This window comes from Paraburkholderia sp. HD33-4 (genome assembly GCF_021390635.1).
GTDB lineage: Bacteria > Pseudomonadota > Gammaproteobacteria > Burkholderiales > Burkholderiaceae > Paraburkholderia.
On the sequence record NZ_JAJEJS010000001.1, the window covers coordinates 1,878,558 to 1,898,760 of the forward strand.

18 protein-coding genes are annotated in these 20,203 nt (G+C 65.5%); 12 read left to right on the forward strand and 6 right to left on the reverse strand.

Annotated features, from left to right (window positions below; translation table 11 throughout):
• The first annotated feature begins 21 nt into the window (after window positions 1–21).
• The 3 genes from L0U84_RS08285 to L0U84_RS08295 all read left to right on the forward strand — a co-directional run bounded on the left by L0U84_RS08285 (window position 22) and on the right by L0U84_RS08295 (window position 1,924).
• A complete protein-coding gene (locus L0U84_RS08285) occupies window positions 22–492 on the forward strand; it encodes a DUF2946 domain-containing protein (RefSeq protein ID WP_233849178.1) in 471 nt (156 codons plus the stop codon).
• A gap of 108 nt (window positions 493–600) precedes the next feature.
• Window positions 601–1,533 carry a hypothetical protein gene (locus L0U84_RS08290; RefSeq protein WP_233849179.1) on the forward strand — a complete coding sequence of 311 codons (933 nt, stop codon included), beginning with the start codon at window positions 601–603 and terminating at the stop codon, window positions 1,531–1,533.
• 19 nt (window positions 1,534–1,552) lie between these two features.
• Window positions 1,553–1,924 (forward strand): copper resistance CopC family protein, encoded by a 372-nt coding sequence (locus tag L0U84_RS08295; RefSeq protein WP_233849180.1) that lies wholly within the window; start codon window positions 1,553–1,555, stop codon window positions 1,922–1,924.
• A gap of 117 nt (window positions 1,925–2,041) precedes the next feature.
• Here L0U84_RS08295 and L0U84_RS08300 read toward each other — a convergent pair whose 3' ends face one another.
• Both L0U84_RS08300 and L0U84_RS08305 read right to left on the reverse strand, forming a co-directional pair.
• Window positions 2,042–2,929: a LysR family transcriptional regulator gene (locus tag L0U84_RS08300; protein ID WP_129962490.1), complete on the reverse strand. Its 888-nt coding sequence runs from the start codon at window positions 2,927–2,929 to the stop codon at window positions 2,042–2,044.
• A 129-nt stretch (window positions 2,930–3,058) separates the two neighbouring features.
• Window positions 3,059–3,943: a LysR family transcriptional regulator gene (locus L0U84_RS08305; RefSeq protein WP_233849181.1), complete on the reverse strand. Its 885-nt coding sequence runs from the start codon at window positions 3,941–3,943 to the stop codon at window positions 3,059–3,061.
• 150 nt (window positions 3,944–4,093) lie between these two features.
• Here L0U84_RS08305 and L0U84_RS08310 point away from each other — a divergent pair, with 150 nt between their 5' ends.
• On the forward strand, window positions 4,094–4,867 hold the full coding sequence (locus L0U84_RS08310; protein WP_233849182.1) for a sulfite exporter TauE/SafE family protein: 774 nt from the start codon (window positions 4,094–4,096) through the stop codon (window positions 4,865–4,867).
• Between the two features lie 209 nt (window positions 4,868–5,076).
• Here the strand turns inward: L0U84_RS08310 and L0U84_RS08315 are convergent, their stop codons facing one another.
• Window positions 5,077–6,468 carry an MFS transporter gene (locus L0U84_RS08315; RefSeq protein WP_233849183.1) on the reverse strand — a complete coding sequence of 464 codons (1,392 nt, stop codon included), beginning with the start codon at window positions 6,466–6,468 and terminating at the stop codon, window positions 5,077–5,079.
• A gap of 373 nt (window positions 6,469–6,841) precedes the next feature.
• On the opposite strand from L0U84_RS08315, the gene L0U84_RS08320 reads away from it, so the two are divergent.
• On the forward strand, window positions 6,842–7,588 hold the full coding sequence (locus L0U84_RS08320) for a glucose 1-dehydrogenase (protein WP_233849184.1): 747 nt from the start codon (window positions 6,842–6,844) through the stop codon (window positions 7,586–7,588).
• A 45-nt stretch (window positions 7,589–7,633) separates the two neighbouring features.
• Here the strand turns inward: L0U84_RS08320 and L0U84_RS08325 are convergent, their stop codons facing one another.
• Window positions 7,634–8,533, reverse strand: coding sequence for a LysR substrate-binding domain-containing protein (locus L0U84_RS08325; protein WP_233849185.1), 900 nt, complete (start codon window positions 8,531–8,533; stop codon window positions 7,634–7,636).
• A 118-nt stretch (window positions 8,534–8,651) separates the two neighbouring features.
• Between L0U84_RS08325 and L0U84_RS08330 the strand changes: the two genes are divergently transcribed.
• Window positions 8,652–9,905, forward strand: a complete 1,254-nt coding sequence (locus L0U84_RS08330) for a 2-aminoethylphosphonate--pyruvate transaminase (RefSeq protein ID WP_233849186.1) — start codon at window positions 8,652–8,654, stop codon at window positions 9,903–9,905.
• A 47-nt stretch (window positions 9,906–9,952) separates the two neighbouring features.
• On the forward strand, window positions 9,953–10,756 hold the full coding sequence (gene phnX, locus L0U84_RS08335) for a phosphonoacetaldehyde hydrolase (RefSeq protein WP_233849187.1): 804 nt from the start codon (window positions 9,953–9,955) through the stop codon (window positions 10,754–10,756).
• A 4-nt stretch (window positions 10,757–10,760) separates the two neighbouring features.
• Here the strand turns inward: phnX and L0U84_RS08340 are convergent, their stop codons facing one another.
• On the reverse strand, window positions 10,761–11,690 hold the full coding sequence (locus tag L0U84_RS08340; RefSeq protein WP_233849188.1) for a LysR family transcriptional regulator: 930 nt from the start codon (window positions 11,688–11,690) through the stop codon (window positions 10,761–10,763).
• A 123-nt stretch (window positions 11,691–11,813) separates the two neighbouring features.
• Window positions 11,814–13,031, reverse strand: coding sequence for an amidohydrolase family protein (locus L0U84_RS08345; protein ID WP_233849189.1), 1,218 nt, complete (start codon window positions 13,029–13,031; stop codon window positions 11,814–11,816).
• Window positions 13,032–13,349: 318 nt separating this feature from the next.
• Between L0U84_RS08345 and argG the strand changes: the two genes are divergently transcribed.
• From argG to L0U84_RS08370, 5 genes are all read left to right on the forward strand, one after another.
• Window positions 13,350–14,684 (forward strand): argininosuccinate synthase, encoded by a 1,335-nt coding sequence (gene argG, locus L0U84_RS08350; RefSeq protein ID WP_233849190.1) that lies wholly within the window; start codon window positions 13,350–13,352, stop codon window positions 14,682–14,684.
• A gap of 179 nt (window positions 14,685–14,863) precedes the next feature.
• Complete coding sequence (locus L0U84_RS08355) at window positions 14,864–15,895, forward strand: diguanylate cyclase (RefSeq protein ID WP_233849191.1); 1,032 nt, start codon at window positions 14,864–14,866, stop codon at window positions 15,893–15,895.
• A 224-nt stretch (window positions 15,896–16,119) separates the two neighbouring features.
• Window positions 16,120–17,676, forward strand: a complete 1,557-nt coding sequence (locus L0U84_RS08360; protein ID WP_233849193.1) for a transglycosylase SLT domain-containing protein — start codon at window positions 16,120–16,122, stop codon at window positions 17,674–17,676.
• 119 nt (window positions 17,677–17,795) lie between these two features.
• Entirely contained in the window at window positions 17,796–18,314 is a 519-nt protein-coding gene (locus L0U84_RS08365; RefSeq protein WP_233849194.1) for a RidA family protein, read from the forward strand.
• A gap of 113 nt (window positions 18,315–18,427) precedes the next feature.
• Window positions 18,428–20,188 (forward strand): FAD-dependent oxidoreductase, encoded by a 1,761-nt coding sequence (locus tag L0U84_RS08370; protein ID WP_233849195.1) that lies wholly within the window; start codon window positions 18,428–18,430, stop codon window positions 20,186–20,188.
• The last annotated feature ends 15 nt before the right edge of the window (window positions 20,189–20,203 follow it).

Genomic DNA, 20,203 nt, shown 5'->3' on the forward strand with positions numbered 1-20,203 from the left:
TCGTGGCGTGGCACTGGGTTCATGTTGAATCGTTGGCATCGGAAGATCGGTAGTTGGCTGGGATTGCTCGCGATCCTGCTGACGACGCTCGCGCCCACTATCTCGCAGACCCTCGCCGCCCATTATCACGCCGACGCGATGACGGGCGAGCATTGCCGGATGGCGTCGATGGACGACATGGCGTCGATGCCGGGCATGCGGATGCAGGACGACACGCCCGAGGCGACCCAGGCCGCCGCCAATCCGCGCGACGACTCCGACGACACCGCCACTCAGGGCAGCAATGCCGGCGATAAGCACGCTCAGAGGTCCGGCGATGCCTGCGGCTATTGCAGCCTGCTCGCGCATCTGCCGGTGCTGCCCGGCGTCGGCATGCTGTTCGTCGCCGCGGTCCGCGCGCGCCAGCATACGGCCGCGACGCGCTTTGAAAGCGTGCGCCGCGTCGAGCCGCTGACCTTCGCGCAGCCACGCGCTCCGCCTTCCGCCTGCTGATCCGAATCATTTACGACGCGATGCGCCAATCCGCATCGCGCCGGCTCGCGCGCGTCCGTTCGACGGCGCGCGCCGGCCTCGTCATAACCGATCAGACAGGATGCACTCATGCACACACCAGCAACGCGCGCCGGCCGTGCGCCGCGCGCGGCGCCGCTCGTCGCGGCCGCCACCTATGTCGCCTACACCGCTTACGCCGCGTGCGGCGTCGTAGGCCTCATCGCCGCGCCGTCCATCGCTCAGGCGCACGCGATCGCGGGCGACCGCGTGTTCCCCTCGACGCTCGCCGTCGACGACCCCGGGGTTGGCGACGAAGCCAACTTCGAGTACGGCCATCAGCGCGTGCCGGGCGACGCCGGCGACCAGAGCATCAACACGTTCAGCTTCGAGTACGACAAGCTGATCACGCCGCGTCTGGCGGTATCGATCGACGGCGGGTACGTGCTGCAGAACAACCCGCGCGCGGCCGGCTTCGACAACTTCGGCGTCGGCCTCAAGTACCTGCTGTACGTGAACGAGCCGCACGAGCTGATGACGTCGATCGGCGTCAATGCGGAGTTCGGCGGCACCGGCAGCCGCGCGATCGCCGACAACTTCTCGACGATCTCGCCGACCGTCTACATCGGCAAGGGCATGGGCGATCTGCCTGACTCGCTCGCGTATCTGCGCCCGGTCGCGATCACGGCCGAGGCGGCCCCCGCGCTCACCACCGGCGCCGGTCAGCCGAACGCGTTCAACTACGGCTTCACCGTGCAGTACAGCCTGCCGTATCTGCAGCAGCACGTGCACGACGCGGGTCTGCCGCAGCCGTTCGCGAACCTGATCCCGCTCGTCGAGATACCGCTGTCGCGCAGCCAGGGGCAGACGACCGGCACGGTCAATCCGGGCTTCATCTGGATCAATCGCTATGGACAGTTCGGCGTCGAGGCGCAGATTCCGATCAACCGCGCGAGCGGCTCGCACGTCGGCATTCTGGTTCAGGCGCATCTGTTCTTCGACGACATCGCGCCGACCACGCTCGGCAAGCCACTGTTCCAGTAACTCGCGCAGGAGATTGACGATGAACGACACCTTCAAACATCACGCGATGCGCGCGGCGGCACTCATCGCCGGCGTGACGCTCGCGAGCGCGGCCTTCGCGCATGTGTTTCCGCAGAAGCAGGAGCCGGGCGCGGGCGCATCGGTGGCCGCGCCCGCGCAGGTCAAGCTGACTTTCGACGGGCCGCTCGAGCCGGCGTTCAGTTCGCTGACGGTCACCGATGCGAGCGGCAAGCAGGTCGGCACGCAGAAGTCCTCGGTCGATGCGCAGCAGCCCGCGGTGATGACGGTGCCGCTGCCGACGCTCGCGGCCGGGCACTACACCGTGCATTGGGTCGCGGTGGCGTCGGATGGGCATCGAACGCATGGGGACTATGGGTTCGACGTGAAGTAGGGCGGTACGATGCGCCGCGTCGCGGGTCCGTTCACGGATCGATGACGCGGCGTGCCGCCGCGCTCGGCCACGCGGCGCTCGGGCGACCCCGCTCGGGCGACCCCGCTCGGGCGACCCTCAGGCGCGCTTGAACAACTGTCGCGCGAGCGAGCACATCAGCATCGTCGCGGGCGATTCGTCCTGCAGGCGCCGGCTCATGATGATCGGCGACGCGGCGCTTGCCGACGGAATCGGCCGGTACGCGACGCCATGCGCGCGCAAGCCTTCGACGCTCTCCGGCACGAGACACACGCCGACCTGCGCGGCGACCAGACCCAGCGCGGTCTGCAGCTCCCGCACTTCATGGATCGCTTTCGGCTCCAGCGCCTGATCGTGCATCGCGGAGATCTGCTGGTCCGCGTAGCTCGGCCGCGGCGTGCTCGGGTAGACGATCAGCGTTTCCTCGGCGAGCGCGGCGAGCGTCAGCGGCTTCTTCTGCCGCGCGAGCGGATGGTCCTGCGGCAACGCGGCGATCATCCGTTCCTCGACCAGCACTTCGCGCGCGAGCTGCGCATCGTCGAAGCGCAGCCGGCCGAAGCCGACGTCGATGCGCCCGCCCTTGAGCGCGGCCAACTGCTCGATCGTGAACATCTCGATCAGCGACAGCTCGATATGCGGCGCGGCCTCGCGAAACGAGCGGATCACCGCGGGCAGCGCGCCATACAGCGTCGACGGCACGAAGCCGATCACGATGCGCTCCGCGAGTTGTGCGAGCCGCCGCGTGAGCGGCGCGAGCTCGTCGGCTTCATCGATCAGACGTTTCGCCTGGGTGTAGAAAATCCGGCCGGCTTCGGTGAGCCGCAACGGCCGCGAGCCGCGCTCGAACAGCGGCAGGCCGACGTCTTCCTCGATCTGCTGGATCTGCCGCGACAGCGGCGGCTGCGTCATATGCAGACGATTGGCCGCCCGCGTGATGTTCATCTCCTCGGCGACCGCGATGAAGTAGCGAAGTTGGCGAAATTCCATGCATGCCTCTGAGGTGTGATGCGTCGGCGATCGGTGTTGCGCTGGACTGCTGCGCGCCGAGTGTCCGTAGAGTGTTCGTGCTCGCGTCGCGGCGCTGCGCGAGGGCAACGAATGATAGCAACAGCGCCGTCAAATTCCGGCCAGATGGCGCACCAGTGCCTTCTCCGCGCGCGGCAGCGCATTCAGCTCGCGCATGCAGACGAGCAGACGCCGCGTCGCCCACGGATCGCTGAGCTCGATCGTGCGCAAACCCGGCGTGCCGCGATAGCGCTTCGCCGCGGTGGCCGGCACGATGCCGATGCCCGCGCCCTGTTCGACCATGCGGCAGACGCCGTCGAAGGTGCGCACGTTCGCGCGGAAGCTGAGCGCCCGGCCGGCCAGCAGTGCGCGCTCGCCGAGATAGGTTTGCAGCGCGCTGTCCGCGGCGAGGCCGATGAATTCGCGGTGCGTCACGTCCGCGAGCGCGACACGCCGGCGCGCTCCGAGCGGATCGTCGCGGCTCGTGACGAGCACGAGTTTGTCGATCGCGAACGGCAGCGTCTGCAGTGCGCCATGCTCGAGCGCATCGGAGACGATGCCGACATCCGCCGCGCCGCTCAACACTGCCTTGACGGTCTCGCTGCTTTGGCGCTCCTTCAGATCGATCTGCACGTTCGGGTGATCGCGCAGAAACGCGCCGATCGCCGACGGCAGGAACTCGGTGAGCGCCGCTGTGTTGGTCCATAGACGGATGCAGGCCTTGCGGCCCTGCTGAAGCTCGCCGAGCTCACCCTGCATCCGGTCGATCTGGCCGAGCACGAGCCGCGCGTGATGCGCGAGCGTGTCGCCGGTCGGCGTGGTTTCGACGCCGCGCCGCCCGCGTTCGACGAGCGGCATGCCGAGCGCTTCCTCCATGCCGCGCAGCCGCGCGCTCGCAGACGGCAGCGACATGTTCGCGCGCGCGGCGCCGTGCGTGATGCTGCCGGTGTCGAGAATATGCAGAAATAGCCGCAGATCGATGAGGTCGAAGCGCATCGGGGTTCGGTATCGCGGTATCGGGTCGGGTCAGATTGATCGGACATCGTGCCTTAGGCTACCCCTAAGTCACGCTACGTATCTTACGCATTGTGAAGGCCGGGGCGGCGCAGCAAAATCGCCGGCATCGCTTCAATGGATGCCGTGCCGATGACTGCTTCGTTTGTCCTACCGTTATCCGCGCCGTTGCTTGCGCGCATTGGCGTGGTCGGCGCGACCTTCGTCGTGGCCGGCTTCGTCAAGGGCGTGACCGGCATGGGGCTGCCGACCGTCGCGATGGCCGTGCTCGGCACGCTGATGCTGCCCGCCGAGGCGGCCGCGCTGCTGCTGTTGCCGTCGTTCGTCACCAACGTGTGGCAGCTGTTCGCGGGACCGGGCGTGCGCGCGCTCGTCCAACGCTTGTGGCCGATGCTGGCGGGCATCGTAGGCGGCACGCTCGTTGCGGCACCGTTCATTGCAGGGGGCGGCGGCGTGTGGGCGGTCGCGGGTCTCGGCGCCGCGCTGACGCTGTATGCGGCGGCCGGCCTGCGCGCGTGGCGTCTGCCGGTGCCCGCACGGCACGAGCGCTGGCTGGCGGCGGCGATCGGCGCGGTGACCGGCGTCGTCACGGGCGGCACCGGCGTGTTCGTGGTGCCGGCGGTACCTTATCTGCAGGGGCTCGAATTGAAAAAGGAGGAACTGGTCCAGGCACTCGGGCTGTCGTTCACGGTATCGACGATCGCGCTCGCCATCGGCCTGGCCAGTGCGCATGCGTTCGCGCTCGATGATGCACGCGAGTCGCTCGCGGCCGTGCTGCCCGCGCTCGCCGGCATGTGGCTCGGTCAGCGCGTGCGCGGGCGGATCGGTGCGGCGAGTTTTCGTCGCTGGTTCTTCATCTGTCTGCTCGGCCTCGGCCTGGAATTAATGACGCGTGCATTCGTTTAATAGACGTCGGGGGCAGCGGATAGCGGAGGAGGGACATCGTGTGGCCAATTATTCTCGATACGCTCGGCGCGCTCGCGGTGCTCGCGAGCGTGGCCGCGCACATCGCGCTGCTGCGCAAGCAGTGAAGGGTCAACGCTCCTGATGTGGAGCGCTTGATCGTCGCGTCTGCCCGGAGCAAGCGTGCTGCGCGGCAACGCGGCGCCTCGACGTCAGACTCGCGTTTCCTGCGCCGAATTCGGCGCGCCGACGTGCTCAGGTGTCCGGTCATCATCGTCGCCGCCGCGCTTGCAGCCGCGCTTGCAGCCGCGCGCATCGTCATCGATCTCGATGCGCTTCACGTCGCCGAGCAGGAACGTGTAGCACAGCACCGCGATGATCGCGAACAGGCTGATGAGCCCGAGCGCCCAGCCGAACGACCCGGTCGCGCGCACGATGAAGCCGATCGCGATCGGCGTCACGATGCCCGACAGATTGCCCGCGAAATTGACCGCGCCGCCGGTGATGCCGACCATGCCTTCCGGCGCGATGTCCGCGACGAGCGACCACGATGCCGACGCGACGCCTTGCGCGAAGAACGCGAACGACATGATCGCGATCACGATCCAGTTGGTGTCGGTCAGTACCGCGAGCGTCATCGTCGGCACCAGCAGCAGGCCGGTCATGATCGGCGTCTTGCGCGCGGTCGCGACCGACGCGCCGCGCCGCAGCAACCAGTCCGACAACACCCCGCCCGCGACCACGCCGATCGACGCCGCGACGAACGGCACCGCGCTCGCGCTGCCGGCCTTCAGCATCGTCATGTGACGCTCGGTGATCAGGTAGGTCGGAAACCACGTCAGAAAGAAATACAACGACGACAGCGACGCGAACTTGCCCGCGCAGATCGCGATGATCTGCCGGTTGCGGAACAGCACGCCGAGCTTGCGCCAGGGGAACGCGCGATGCCGCTGCGTCGCGCTCTTGCGGTCGATCAGCGCGCCGCCGCTGCGAAGATGTTCAAGCTCGGCCGCATTGACCCGCTTGCTGTGCTCGGGGTCGCGATACAGCGCGTACCAGATCAGCGCCCATGCAATGCCGAGCGCGCCGGTCAAGAAGAAAATCTCGCGCCATCCGAAGCGATGCGCGATCCAGAACAGGAACGGCGTCAACGCCGCCATGCCGACGTATTGCCCGACCAGATAGACGCTCGTCGCGAAGCCGCGCTCGCGCTGCGCGAACCAGATCGACACCACGCGATTGTTGACCGGAAAGGTTGGCGCTTCCGCGATGCCCACGCCCAGGCGCAAACCGAACAGCGTCGCGAAACGTCCGGCGAAACCCTGTGCGAACGTGAACGCGGACCAGATGAAAATCGCGCACGCGTACATCACGCGCGAACCGAAACGATCGACCACCCAGCCGCCCGGAATGTTCGCCATCACGTAAGTCCACGAGTACGCGGAGAAGATGAAACCGAGTTCGACCGGGCCGAGGCCGAACTCGGTTTTCATCAGCGGCGCGGCAACCGCGAGATTCGCGCGATCCAGATAGTTGACGACGGTGCCGACGAACACCAGCAACAGCATCCAGTAACGCACGCGGGTGGGGCGCAAAGCGGACATGACAGGCTCTCGTTCAGTAGACGGTGAGATATCGCGTGATAGCGCGTGAGGGATGACCGTCTTTTGTTCTATGTATGAAACGACGATTTATGGGTGGGACGATTATAGGAGGATGGGGAGCGGGCTCAAAGTGGAATCGATTTTTGTAAGTCGTGCGTAATCTGGTTCGCCGAGCTGGCTCGGCGAGGTCCAGGGCAAATCGATTGTTCGTTACATCCGGCGATTCAATTCGTTTAGAGCCGCTTTATCCCGTACTGCCAGATGCCTAAATTAACGACCAGTGACAGCGCCACTGCAGTTCCAGCTTCTAGCGGCGTGGACCGCGCGACTCCTCGCGAGGCACGCTGGCGCGAACCATTGAAAGGACACGATGATGAGCAAGCTCACAGGCAAGGTAGCGGTTGTAACGGGTGCATCGAAAGGCATCGGTGCGGCGATTGCGAAGGCATTGGCAGCGCAAGGCGCGTCGGTCGTGGTGAACTATGCGTCGAGCCGCGCGGGCGCCGACAAGGTGGTCGCCGAGATCACCGCGGCGGGCGGCAAGGCGGTCGCGGTGGGTGGCGACGTGTCGAAGGCGGCGGACGCGAAGGGCGTCATCGATTCGGCGATCGAGACGTACGGCCGGCTCGACGTTCTCGTCAACAACTCGGGCGTCTATGAGTTCGCGGCGCTCGAAGAGATCACCGAGGCCCATTTCCATAAGCACTTCGATGTGAACGTGCTCGGGCTGCTGCTCGTCACGCAGGAGGCGGCGAAGCATCTGGGCGAAGGCGGCAGCATCGTCAACGTGAGCTCGGTCGTGACCCGCATCACGCCGGCCACTACGGCGGTCTACACGGCGACCAAGGGCGCGGTCGATGCGATCACCGGCGTGCTCGCGAAGGAGCTCGGTCCGCGCAAGATCCGCGTGAATTCGGTGAATCCGGGCATGGTCGAGACCGAGGGCACCCACACCGCAGGCGTGATCGGCTCGGACTTCGAAACGTGGGCGGTCAGCACGACGCCGCTCGGCCGCATCGGTCAACCCGACGATATCGCCGATATCGTCGCCTTCCTCGCGTCGGACGACGCGCGCTGGCTGACCGGCGAGAGCCTGATCGCGAGCGGCGGCTCGCGTTGAGTCTGACGGGGTTGCCAACGTTTCTGGCAACCCGCTGAACGCGTGCTACGCGCGTCGAACCTCGCCGATCGAGACCTCTGTTTCCGCTCCCGGCAACTCGACCGCAAAAAACGCGTCGAGCAGATTCGAACCCGGCCGCTCGGCGAGCCGCGTCAGAGATTCGATCATCTGCACGCGGCAATCGACGAGCGGCACCATCCGGATACGCCGCGACTCCCTGAACTCCGCGCGCGCAATCACGCCGACGCCGATTCCCTGCGCGACCGCTTCCTCCAGCGCCTCGCGGCCATCCACGTACATGACCGGCTCGACCTGCAACGACTCGCGCACGAGCTCGTTTTCCAGCAGTTGCTGGGTGACCGAGTGCGGCTCGCGGAAGATCATCGGCTGTTCGACGAGCTCTGCGTAACTGAGCCGGCGTTTCTTCGCGGCCGGGTAGCTGGTCGGCACCATCGCGGCCAGCGGATCGCGCCGCAACACCCGCGACTGCAAGCGGCTGTGCACCTGCGGCGCGGCCGTGATCGCCGCGTCGACCGCGCTCGACAGCACGCGCTGCATGCACTCGGCCGCATTGGCGATCGACAGCGTGACGACGATGCCCGGATGCCGCTCGCGAAACGCGCCGATCAGCGCGACGGCCAGATCGGGCGCATCGGCCGCGAGCGATAGCGAACCCGACTCCAGTCCGCCCGCCGATTCGAGCAACTGGCGCGCCTCGCGCTCGCAGCTGAGCATATGCCGCGTCACGCTGAACAGGCGCAGGCCGAGCTCGGTCGTCTCCACGCCGCGCGGCCCGCGCTCGAACAGCTTGACGCCGTAATCCTGTTCGAGCCGCCGCACGTGATCCGACACCGCCGGCTGCGTCAGCGACAACGCCTGCGCCGCTTTCGAAAACCCGCCATGCTCGGCGACCGCATGGAACGCCCGCAATTGCGCGTATTGCACGTGAGCCTCGTTATTCAATAAGTTTTTACGATATCTACATCGATTATATCGATTTTACCGATGGACAACGTTTCTGTACTGTGTCGGGTATCGACATAGCAATCTCGGAGTTCCTGACATGGAAAGCGCGATCGGCGGCTCGGCGGCGGCATTGACCGTTGCGGCCGCGGCAACCTCGGTCACCGGTTGCACGCCCCCCTGCGCCGCGCCGGCTGGCGGCGAGCCTTACCTGCTGACGCCGGGCCCGCTCACCACGGCGCTGTCGACGAAACAGGCGATGCTGCGCGACTGGGGCTCGTGGGACGGCGACTTCCGCGCGATGACCGCCGAGTTGCGCGCGAGCCTGCTGGAAATCGCTGGCGACACCGCTGGCGACTACGACTGCGTGCCGCTGCAGGGCAGCGGCAGCTACTGCGTCGAAGCGATGCTCGGCAGCCTGATTCCGCGCGACGGCCACGCGCTCGTGCTCGCCAACGGCGCGTACGGCAAGCGCGCGGCGACCACGCTCGGCTATCTCGGCCGCGCCTGCACGCTGCTCGACAAGGGCGACTACCTGCCGCCGCGCGGCATCGAAGTCGAGCGCATGCTCGCCGCCGATCCGTCGATCACGCACGTCGTCGCGATTCATTGCGAAACCAGCTCGGGCATCCTCAATCCGCTCGACGAAATCGCCGCCGCAGTCGCGAAGCACGGTCGCAAGCTGCTGATCGATTCGATGAGCGCCTTCGGCGCGTTGCCGCTCGACGTGCGGCAGATCGAGTGCGAGGCGTTCGTGTCGTCGGCGAACAAGTGCATCGAGGGCGTACCCGGTTTTGGCTTCGTGATCGCGCGCAAGAGCGCGCTCGCCGAATCGAAGGGCCGCAGTCATTCGCTCGCGCTCGATCTCTACGATCAATGGGACGTGATGAATCGCACGGGCCAGTGGCGCTTCACGCCGCCCACGCATACGGTCGCCGCGTTCCTCGAGGCGCTGCGTCTGTTCAAGCTCGAAGGCGGGCAGCCCGCACGGCTCGCACGCTATGCGAACAATCGCGACGTGCTGGTGGCAGGCATGCACGAGCTCGGCTTCGAGCCGCTGCTGAGCGCGCACTGGCGCTCGCCGATCATCGTGACGTTTTTCTCGCCGGCGCATCCGTCGTTCGAGTTCACGCGTTTCTACGAGCTGATGAAGGAGCAGGGCTTCATCATCTATCCGGGCAAGCTGACGGTGGTCGACAGTTTCCGCATCGGCTGCATCGGTCAGGTCGACGAGCACGTGATGCGGCGCGTCGTCGAGGCCTGCGCACAAGCGCTGCGCACGCTGGGCGTCACGCACGCGGCGCCGCCGCCCGCCGCGCTCGACGAACGCAAGGCCCTCGCGCAGGCGGCCTGAGCCGCGGTAGCAAACTCAATACATTCAGATTCCAGGGATTCAAGCAGATGAAGTACGTGAAGGCAGTGATTTTCGATTGGGCCGGCACGGTGGTCGACTACGGTTCACGCGCGCCGATGGGCGCCTTCGTCGAGACCTTCGAGCAGTTCGGCGTGCCGATCACGATCGACGAAGCGCGCGGCCCGATGGGCATGGCCAAGCGGCCGCATATCGCGGCGCTGATGGCGCTGCCGCGCGTCGCGCAGGCGTGGGCCGAGCGCTACGGCCACGCGCCCGCCGATGCCGACATCGACGCCGTGTACGACGTGTTCGTGCCGAAGAACATCGCTGTCGCGGCGAGCTATAGCGCGGTGATCCCGGGCGTCGCCGAAGTCACGAGCGCATTGCGTCAGGACGATATCCGCATCGGCACGACGACCGGCTACACCCGCGAGATCATCGACGAAATCGTGCCAGGCGCGGCCGCGCAGGGCTTTGCGCCGGACAGCATCGTGTGCACCGGCGATACGCCGGAAGGGCGGCCGTCGCCGTACATGATCTACCGGACGCTGCCGCAACTCGGCGTGTGGCGCGCGAAAGAGGCGATTAAGGTCGACGACACGGAGGTCGGCATCGAAGAGGGTATCAACGGCGGCACGTGGGCGGTCGGTGTCGCGGTCAGCGGCAACGCGTTCGGCATGAGCGAAGCCGAAGTGAAGGCATTGCCGGCCGACGAATTCGCCGCGCGCCGCAACGCCGCGATCGATAAGCTGAAGGCGGCGGGTGCGCATTACGTGATCGATAGCGTCGCGGATCTGATGCCGGTCGTGTACGACATCGACGCGCGGCTCGCGCGCGGCGAGCGCCCTTGAAGCGTCACTTGAAGAAACCGACCGCGAGATCGATGAACTCGCGCACCTTGCGCGGCACGAACTCGCGGCTCGGATACACCAGCGACACGGCCACGTCGCCATTGAGCACCGCATAGCCGTCGAGCACGCGCACCAGCGTGCCGGCGCGCAACTCGTCCTCGACCATTTCGAGCGGCAGCAGCGCGATGCCCATCGCGCCGAGCGCGGCCTGCTTCTGCATGATCATGCTGTTGACCGTGAACGATGCATCGATCGCGATGCTCTCGCCGCTGTCGTCGCCGTCCTCGTTCGTGCTTTCAGCGTCGGCGTCGCCCTTGCGGAAGATCCACATCGGGCCGGTCGTGTCGAACGGCGCGGCAATCAGCCGATGCCCGTTCAGTTCGGCCGGCGTTTGCGGATGACCGGCCTGTGCGAGATACGCGGCCGCGGCCACCGGCACCGCGTGCGAGTTGATCAGACGCCGCACCACCAGCGACTCCGAACGGATCATATGTTCGGTCACGATGCCGACATCGAAGCCGCCTTCGAGCAGATCGACCCGTTTTTCCGTCAGCGTGACGCGCAGATTCACCTGCGGAAAGCGCGCCTGATATTCGGCGAACAGCGGCGTGAGCCGAAACAGCGAAAAACTGCCCAGCGCGACGATGCGCAGGTCGCCGGCCACTTCGCGCGACGCCGTGGTCGCGCGCGACTCCACCTCCTCCAGTTCGGCGAGCAGCACGCGGCAACCGTCCGCGTATTGCGCGCCGGCCTCGGTCAGCACGACCTTGCGCGTGGTGCGCTGAAACAGGCGAATGCCGAGATGCTGTTCGAGGCTCGACACATGACGGGTGACGACCGACGTCGATACGTTCAGTTGCGCGGCGGCCTGCGCGAAGCTGCCGACATCGGCGACCTTGACGAAGGCCTGCATGGCCAGAAAAAGATTGATCATCTGAGTGCAAAAAGCGTTCTTGTTGTGGCGGGCCGCGTGGCCACGTGCGGGCGGCGGGTCACGCCAGCCTCAGTCCGGCCGATGGCACCGGCACGGCTGAACGGGTCCCCGGTCCATGCCGATCTACTGGGCGACCAGCGCGCCGTTGCGCGCGACGACGCGCCCGTTCGCGATCACCAGCTTGCGCACCGGCCGCGCGACCAGCGCATGCGCGAGCGTGTCGGCGTCGACCAGCACGAGGTCGGCGCGTGCGCCCGGCTGCAGACCATAGCCTTCGAATCCGCACGCGCGCGCGGCCACGCCGCTGACGCAATCGAATGCGAGCGCGAGATCGTCGTCGCGGCGCAGGCCGTAGCGCATCGCGATCAGCATGGCCCGTTCCAGCATGTCGGGCGAGCCGTACGGCGTCCACGTGTCGCGAATCCCGTCGTTGCCGCCGAACAGCGTGACGCCGTGGGCAAGGCAAGCCGTGAGCGGCGGCACCGGCACCGACGGCGGCGCGGTGGTCAGCAGCGCGACGCGCAGATCGGCGATACGGGTGAGCAGCGCATCGCGTTCGCGCTCGGGCAGCGCGCCGAGACAGAACGCGTGACTGACCACCACTTGCCCCTGCATGCCGTGCGCGGCGACGCGATCGAGCAGCAGACCGAGCGTGAACGCGCCGATCTCGGCGGGCTCGTGCAGATGAATGTCGATCGGCTTGTGGTGACGCTCGGCGAGCGCGAAGCTCAGATCGAGCGACTTCACCGGATCGCCGTCGATCAGCGCGGGGTCGAGTGCGCCCAGCACGTCGGCGCCCGCGGCCAGCGCGCGATCGAGCAGTGCGTCGGTGCCGGGCCGGCCGAGCAGCCCCGATTGCGGAAACGCGACGATCTGCAGGTCGAGCACGTCACGCAGCGTATCGCGCGTGGCCAGCACGCCGTCGAGATGGCGCAGGCCGGCGTCGGTGTCGATATCGACGTGCGTGCGCACGCGCGTCGTGCCGGCCGCCAGAAACGCATGCGCGAGCGCGAGCGATTGCGCGCCCGCGTCGTGGCCGGTTTCGGCGCGCCAGCGGCGCTCGTTTTCGATGCGGTCGGTCAGCTTCGGCCCGACTTCGTTGCGATACCAGCGCAAGCCCCAGTTGGTCTTGTCCAGATGCGTATGCCCTTCGACGAAACCGGGCAGCAGCAGCGCGTCGCCGCCGTCCTCGACCGGCACCTCGGGCTCGCGCGGCAGAGCGGCGCCGAGCGCGGCGATCCGGCCATCGGCGAGCGATACCTCGACGCGCGTGCCGTCGGCGAGACGCACGTTGGTGATGAGCGAGGCATTCGTCGTGGGGCGCGGGGTGGTCGTGGTCATGGGTGGCAGGCGAGAGGAGTGAACGGGATGAACCGGGTGAGCGGGGTGAGCGGGGTGCTCGGCGGGTGCGTTGGGGCAACCCGGAATGGTACCCATCGACGATAATAAATCCGTCCCCGTTGCGGCAAATACGGCATGAATTAATCCGGGAATTCGACGCGGCGAGATTGCGGCGCGAGGCCGCGCCAACCGCCAAAATCCAAGGCCGCAAGGCGGTTCACGGTATACTCCCGCGTAACTTGCCTAATCGCCAGGCTTGCCCGATACTCAGCTGTTACCCCCAAATCTCCCCGTACGTCGAGTTTAACGCTACTGCTTATGAGCACAATCCTTGAAAGTCTTCCGATCGGCCAAAAGGTCGGTATCGCGTTTTCCGGCGGCCTCGACACCAGCGCCGCGCTGCACTGGATGCGCAAGAAGGGCGCCGTGCCGTACGCCTACACGGCCAACCTCGGTCAACCCGACGAAGACGATTACGATTCGATCCCGCGTCGCGCCACGCAATATGGCGCCGAAGGCGCGCGCCTGATCGACTGCCGCACGCAACTGGTCGCGGAAGGCATTGCGGCGCTGCAGTGCGGTGCGTTCCATATCTCGACCGCGGGCGTCACCTACTTCAACACGACGCCGATCGGCCGCGCCGTGACCGGCACGATGCTCGTCGCCGCGATGAAGGAAGATGGCGTCAACATCTGGGGCGACGGCAGCACGTACAAGGGTAACGACATCGAGCGCTTCTACCGCTACGGTCTGCTGGTGAATCCGGATCTGAAGATCTACAAGCCGTGGCTCGACCAGCTGTTCATCGACGAACTCGGCGGCCGCTCGGAAATGTCGGAGTTCATGCGCCAGTCGGGCTTCGACTACAAGATGTCGGCTGAAAAGGCGTATTCGACCGACTCGAACCTGCTCGGCGCGACGCATGAAGCGAAGGATCTCGAAAGCCTCGAGTCCGGCATCAAGATCGTCAACCCGATCATGGGCGTCGCGTTCTGGCGCGACGACGTGCAGATCGCGAAGGAAGAAGTGACGATCCGCTTCGAGGAAGGCCAGCCGGTCGCGCTGAACGGCCAGACGTTCCCGAACGCGGTCGAGCTGCTGCTCGAAGCGAACCGGATCGGCGGCCGTCACGGTCTGGGCATGAGCGACCAGATCGAAAACCGCATCATCGAGGCGAAGAGCCGCGGCATCTACGAAGCTCCGGGCCTCGCGCTGCTCAATATCGCTTACGAGCGTCTCGTCACCGGCATCCACAACGAAGACACGATCGAGCAGTTCCGCGAGAATGGCCGCCGCCTCGGCCGTCTGCTGTACCAGGGCCGCTGGTTCGATCCGCAGGCGATCATGCTGCGTGAAACCGCGCAGCGCTGGGTCGCGCGCGCAATCACCGGCGAAGTGACCGTCGAGCTGCGTCGCGGCAACGACTACTCGATCCTCAGCACGAAGTCGCCGAACCTCACCTATCAGCCGGAGCGTCTGTCGATGGAGAAGGTCGTGTCGACGTTCTCGCCGCGCGACCGCATCGGTCAGCTGACCATGCGCAACCTCGACATCACCGACACGCGCGACAAGCTGCGCATCTACTCGCAGGTGGGTCTGCTGTCGTCGAACGAGACGTCGGCGCTGCCGCAGGTAAAGGGCGACAAGGAGTAAGGCGGCGGGTCTGTCGACCTGAACGTCGCATCGATCGATGGGCCGGCTCGCGAGAGCCGGCCCATTTTCTTTGGGGCTGCCGGATGTGCTCCGTCGCCCTCGCTCGGTCCCACAATTTGCGCTCAAGTTTCGCGCGCCTATGCCGTTGACATGAGCTAAGCCCATTCTGGAACCCCGCCGTGCAACTCGCTTACAGTAACGATCGCCTCGCCAGCCGGATGCCGGTGGACTCGCCCGCCAGCGGCGAACCCGAGGTCGTGTCTTCGGTCATCGAGTGGCTGTTGCACGACGACCAGGTGATGCGCGAGTGCTTCACGCACGCGGCCGAGATTCTGAAGAGCGTGACCGGCGCGGCGATTACCGCAATCGTGCTGCTCGACGAGGAGTATCAGCACTATCGCGCCGAAGTCGGCATGGCGATGCCGCTCGTCACGCGCGCGCGCTCGCTCGCCGACTACGCGGTACGCGATGCCGATCTGTTCGTGATCGAGGATGCCCACAACGACAGCCGCTTCGGCGAATGCATGCTCGTCAAGCGTCATCCGTTCGTGCGCTTTTACGCGGCGATCGCGTTACGCGCGCCGAATGGCGAGATCGTCGGCGCGCTGTGCGCGATGGACCCGGCGCCGGGCCGGCTCGACGCGGGCCAGCGCGGCGTGTTCTACCACCTGCGCGCGATGATCGAAAACGATCTGAAGATGCGCACCGCCACCGCGATCGATCCGCTCACGCAGTTGTACAACCGGCGCTTTCTGCTCGAAAGCATCGCGCGCCGCTGGAAGGAGGCGCGCGACGGCGACGTGATGGGCTCGGTGGTCGTCGACGTCGACTGGTTCAAGCAGTACAACGACACCTACGGTCATCAGGCCGGCGATCATTGTCTGCGACTGGTCGCCTCGGTGATGCAGGCCGCCGGCGACAGCGAGCGCATCGTAGTCGGGCGCATGGGCGGCGAGGAGTTCGGGCTGCTGGTGCTCGAAGCGCAGACGTCGATGCTCGAAGACACGCTCGAAACGCTGCGCCAGGGCGTGGCTGACCTCGCGATCGAGCATCGCGCGTCGCCGCTTGGCGTGGTAACGGTCAGCGTCGGTGCATCGCTCACACGTATCAGCGATCTGTCGCGGCCCGCGCATCGCGACGGCTTCGCGAGTGCGGACCGGGCGTTGTATCGCTCGAAGCATAATGGGCGAAATCGCGTGACGATGGCGTAGCTGGCGTTGGCGATCGCGTCGGTTCGGCTTTATCTTCAGTGACGGCGGCAATATCGAACCCAGCGATCCGGCAGCGATCCGGCAGCGATCGGCTCTGACGGACAGGACCGGGCTTTTCCTATAGGACTATCGTCTCATTTCCAACCGTTGCCATCGTGGCAATATCAAAGTGCGTAGCGAACGTCGACGCTGTCGCCGGCGCGCGGTAGTGGGCCATTTTTACGATGCGCATCATTCAAACGTTGCTGTTGATCGCGGCGTTCTGCTCAGGCATGACCGTCGGCGCTGCGACGTGCGTCGCCGCCCAACCTGCCGCCGCCCAACCTGCCGCCTCGTCGGCCCAGCCGGCAGCTTCGTCGACCCTCCCGGCAGCCTCGACTGCTCCCGCTTCGGCTCCCGCGGCGCGCCGTATCGATCTCGGCAATCAACCGTTCACGGGCGATTTCGACGCCATGCTCGACCGGCGTCTGATCCGCGTACTGGTTCCCTACAGTCGAACGCTTTATCTGAATGATCAAGGTCACGAGCGTGGACTGACCGCTGGCCTGATGCGGGACTTCGAGCGTTATTTGAACAAGAAGTACCAGCCGACGCTCGGCAAGCGTCCGCTCACGCTGATCATCATTCCGACGACGCGCGAGCAGTTGCTCCCGGGGCTGGTTGCGGGCCGGGGCGACATCGCCGCGGGCAATCTGACGGTCACGGAGTCCCGCCTGAAGCAGGTCGACTTCGTCGCGCCGCGCGACCGGACAGCAGTACGCGAAGTGGTCGTCACCGGGCCGAAGTCGCCAGCTCTCGCGAAGCTCGACGATCTCAGCGGCAAGACGGTCCATGTGCGACCGAGCAGCAGCTATTACGAGAGTCTGAACGCGCTGAACGCGCGTTTTCGCAAGGAAGGCAAAGCCCCGGTGAAACTCGTGCCACTGCCCAATGCGCTCGAAGACGAGGACGCGATGGAGATGCTCAATGCCGGGCTGGTCCAGATCCTCGTCGTAGACGACTGGAAGGCAAAGATATGGGCGCCGATACTGGCTGGAATCGTCGTGCACAACGACATTGCGGTGCGCGAGGCAGGCTACATCGGTTGGGCGGTCCGCATGAGGAGCCCCAAACTGCAGGACGCGATCAATGACTTCTATCTGAATTACGTGAAGAAGCAGAGTGTCGCGGAAGTTCGTCTGCAGCAGGAGATGAAGCGCATCAAGCAGATCTCCAACAATACGGAGTCAGCGGAGCTGAAGCGGTTCAGGCAGACGGTCGGCCTGTTCCAGAAATATGGCGCGCAATATGGCTTCGATCCGCTTTTGCTTGCGGCCCAGGGCTATCAGGAATCGCAGCTCAACCAGGATGCCCGCAGTCACGTCGGGGCAATCGGCATCATGCAGTTGATGCCAGCCACGGGGAAGGAGCTTGCGGTTGGCGATATCAGGGTGGCGGAGTCCAACATCCATGCAGGAGCGAAATATCTCGATGTGCTGATGGCCCGTTACTTTCCCGATGCTCACTTTTCGGAACGGGACCGCTCGCTGTTCGCGTTCGCAAGCTACAACGCGGGACCCTCGAACATTGCCAGAATGCGCAAGGAAGCGGCGGCGCGCGGTCTCGATCCTGACAAGTGGTTCAACAATGTCGAAATCGTAGTCGCGGAGAAGATCGGCATCGAACCCACGACGTACGTGCGCAATGTCTTTAAATATTACGTGGCGTACCGGCTCGTCCAGGAGGCCGAGGCCGCACGGGCGCGCGCTATCGGGCAGATGCGCAAGCAGGGCGGAGGGTGAGGGACGCGGTTAGTCGGGAGCGCCGTCGCCGCAGCGACGTGCCGCAGCCAGGACTGCCGCGTGATCATCTAGCCGCGCGTCCGAATCAACACCGTTGGGCCTTCACGTGGAGTCCGAACATGTCGACCATTGAAGATCGCTTGCATGCGCTGGGCTACGTCATGCCGGAACCGTTGCAGCTTCCTCCAGGGCTTACGCTTCCATTCCCATGGGTGCGGGTAGCCGGCAACAGGGCTTACATCTCGGGCCATCCGCCGACCAACGCGGACGGCTCGCTGGCCGAGCCGCGTGGCAAGGTGGGTAGTCAGGTCTCGCAGGAGCAGGCAGTGGTGGCGGCTCGCCTCGTCGCGCTCGCAATTTTGGGCAGCCTCAAGCGCGAACTCGGAAGTCTGGAGCGCATCGCGTGTTGGACGAGGGTGTTCGGCATGGTCAACTCCGCACCCGGATTCAACCGGCAGCCCGTGGTGATCAACGGCTTCACGGAACTGATACTCGCTGTCTTCGGCGACGAGCGCGGAGCTCATGCTCGCAGCGCGGTGGGAATGGCCGAGCTTCCGTTCGACATTCCCGTAGAGATCGAGGGTGAAGTCGAACTCTTTCCACGAGACGCCCAGGCGCTTGCATCGAGCGAGGCGTGAGTTCTTCGAGCAATCGAAACGATCGCGTCTCAGCGTGAAGGAGCGCCCTGGTGAAGCGCCGTGATCTGATCAGATGGGCCGCGGCTGCTCCGCCGTTTGCCGCTATCTGGCCGTTGCTTCGGCTCGACGCCGCCCGCGCTGCGCAGCCCCCGCGACGAGTGCGACCAGGCGAACCGGGATGGCCCACGTCCGCTGACTGGGCGCGATTGAAACAACAGGTGGATGGCTATCTGATCAGACCGGAGTCACCACTCGACGTCTGCCGTGAATCTCCCGACAACCCCGCTTGCGTTGCGCTCTTCCGTGAACTCAAAAATCCGTACTTCATCGGCGACAGTCCCGTTCTGACACAGACCTGCGAGTGGGTGGGCGCGTGGAAAGCCGCGCCTGGTGCCTACGTCGTCGCCGCGAGACGGGTCGAACATGTGGCGGCGGCCGTCAACTTCGCGCGTGAACGCAATCTTCGCGTCGTGGTACGCGGCGGGGGCCATTCCTATCTTGGCACCTCGAACGCACCGGATTCCTTGATGATATGGACGCGCGCGATGAACGACATCAGCAATCACGATGCTTTCGTTCCGAGCGGCTGTGCCGGAGTCATTCCACCCGGACCCGCGGTCAGCGTCGGGGCAGGCGCGATCTGGATGCATACCTATGAGGCCGTTACCGGAGGCGCCGGTCGATATGTGCAGGGCGGCGGTTGCGCAACAGTGGGAGTCGCGGGACTGATTCAAGGCGGCGGATTTGGAACGCACTCCAAACAATTCGGCATCGCCTCTGCTTCACTGCTCGAAGCGGAGGTCGTCACGGCCGATGGTGTGGTCAGGGTTGTCAACGCCCGAACAGAACCGGATCTTTTCTGGGCCTTGAAAGGCGGGGGCGGCGGCACCTTCGGCGTCGTCAGCCGTTTGACTTTGCGCACTCACGAATTGCCGGCCGTGTTCGGCCTCGTATCCTGCGCAGTCGTGGCCCGCTCGGATGCCGGCTACAAACGGCTGCTGGACCGTTTCGTCGCCTTTTACGCCGACAACCTATGCAATCGCCACTGGGGTGAACTCGTCAAACTGCTACCCGGCAATCGCCTGCGAATCGATATGAGCTTTCAGGGACTCGGCAAAGAAGAAGTCGCAACGCTCTGGAAGCCGTTCTGGGAATGGATCGGATCGCAGGACGACCTGACCATGATGGCCGCGCCATCGATCATCGCCGGTCCGGGCAGGCTGCGCTGGGACGGCGCGGCGCTCGCGCGGTTCGTGCCCGGCTCGGTCCTGTTCGACGATCGACCCGGCGCGCCGGATGCCAATTTCTTCTGGGCGGCCAATCTCGCGGAGGCCGGTCATGTGATCCACGGCTTCGACTCGCTGTGGTTACCTGCGGCAATGCTGGCGCGCGAGCGCCAGGCCGAACTTGTCGATGCGCTGATGGGCGCCACACGCTATTGGCTCGTCGAACTTCATTTTCAGAAAGGGCTGGCCGGCGCGCCTGCCGAGGTCATTGCCGCCGGCCTGCAAACGCCCGTCAATCCAGTCGTGGCGGAGTCGTTCGCATTGGCCATCGTCGCGAGCGAGGGGCCACCGGCATTCGACGGACTGACAGGTCGCGAGCCCGACGTTTCGAAGGCACAGCGAGATGCGAGGCTGATCGGATTGGCCATCGACGAACTCAGGAAGATTGCACCGGCGCACGGCGCATACGTCGCCGAGAGCAGCTATTTCCAGAAGGACTGGCAAACGGCGTATTGGGGAGCCAACTATGCGCGCTTGCTGTCGATCAAGCGGCGTTACGACCCGCAAGGAGTTTTTTTCGTTCGCCACGGTGTCGGCTCGGAAGGCTGGAGCGACGACGGTTTCACTCGCGTAGCCGATTCCGGGTAGCCGTGCGCGCACCAG

Excerpts from the sequence above, each read along its gene's own strand:
- L0U84_RS08330 (WP_233849186.1), top strand. The coding sequence starts at position 8,652 with ATGGAAAGCGCGATCGGCGGCTCGGCGGCGGCATTGACCGTTGCGGCC.
- L0U84_RS08315 (WP_233849183.1), bottom strand. The coding sequence starts at position 6,468 with ATGTCCGCTTTGCGCCCCACCCGCGTGCGTTACTGGATGCTGTTGCTG.
- argG (WP_233849190.1), top strand. The coding sequence starts at position 13,350 with ATGAGCACAATCCTTGAAAGTCTTCCGATCGGCCAAAAGGTCGGTATC.
- L0U84_RS08295 (WP_233849180.1), top strand. The coding sequence starts at position 1,553 with ATGAACGACACCTTCAAACATCACGCGATGCGCGCGGCGGCACTCATC.
- L0U84_RS08365 (WP_233849194.1), top strand. The coding sequence starts at position 17,796 with ATGTCGACCATTGAAGATCGCTTGCATGCGCTGGGCTACGTCATGCCG.
- L0U84_RS08340 (WP_233849188.1), bottom strand. The coding sequence starts at position 11,690 with ATGATCAATCTTTTTCTGGCCATGCAGGCCTTCGTCAAGGTCGCCGAT.
- L0U84_RS08285 (WP_233849178.1), top strand. The coding sequence starts at position 22 with ATGTTGAATCGTTGGCATCGGAAGATCGGTAGTTGGCTGGGATTGCTC.
- phnX (WP_233849187.1), top strand. The coding sequence starts at position 9,953 with ATGAAGTACGTGAAGGCAGTGATTTTCGATTGGGCCGGCACGGTGGTC.
- L0U84_RS08310 (WP_233849182.1), top strand. The coding sequence starts at position 4,094 with ATGACTGCTTCGTTTGTCCTACCGTTATCCGCGCCGTTGCTTGCGCGC.
- L0U84_RS08300 (WP_129962490.1), bottom strand. The coding sequence starts at position 2,929 with ATGGAATTTCGCCAACTTCGCTACTTCATCGCGGTCGCCGAGGAGATG.
- L0U84_RS08360 (WP_233849193.1), top strand. The coding sequence starts at position 16,120 with ATGCGCATCATTCAAACGTTGCTGTTGATCGCGGCGTTCTGCTCAGGC.
- L0U84_RS08290 (WP_233849179.1), top strand. The coding sequence starts at position 601 with ATGCACACACCAGCAACGCGCGCCGGCCGTGCGCCGCGCGCGGCGCCG.
- L0U84_RS08305 (WP_233849181.1), bottom strand. The coding sequence starts at position 3,943 with ATGCGCTTCGACCTCATCGATCTGCGGCTATTTCTGCATATTCTCGAC.
- L0U84_RS08320 (WP_233849184.1), top strand. The coding sequence starts at position 6,842 with ATGAGCAAGCTCACAGGCAAGGTAGCGGTTGTAACGGGTGCATCGAAA.
- L0U84_RS08345 (WP_233849189.1), bottom strand. The coding sequence starts at position 13,031 with ATGACCACGACCACCCCGCGCCCCACGACGAATGCCTCGCTCATCACC.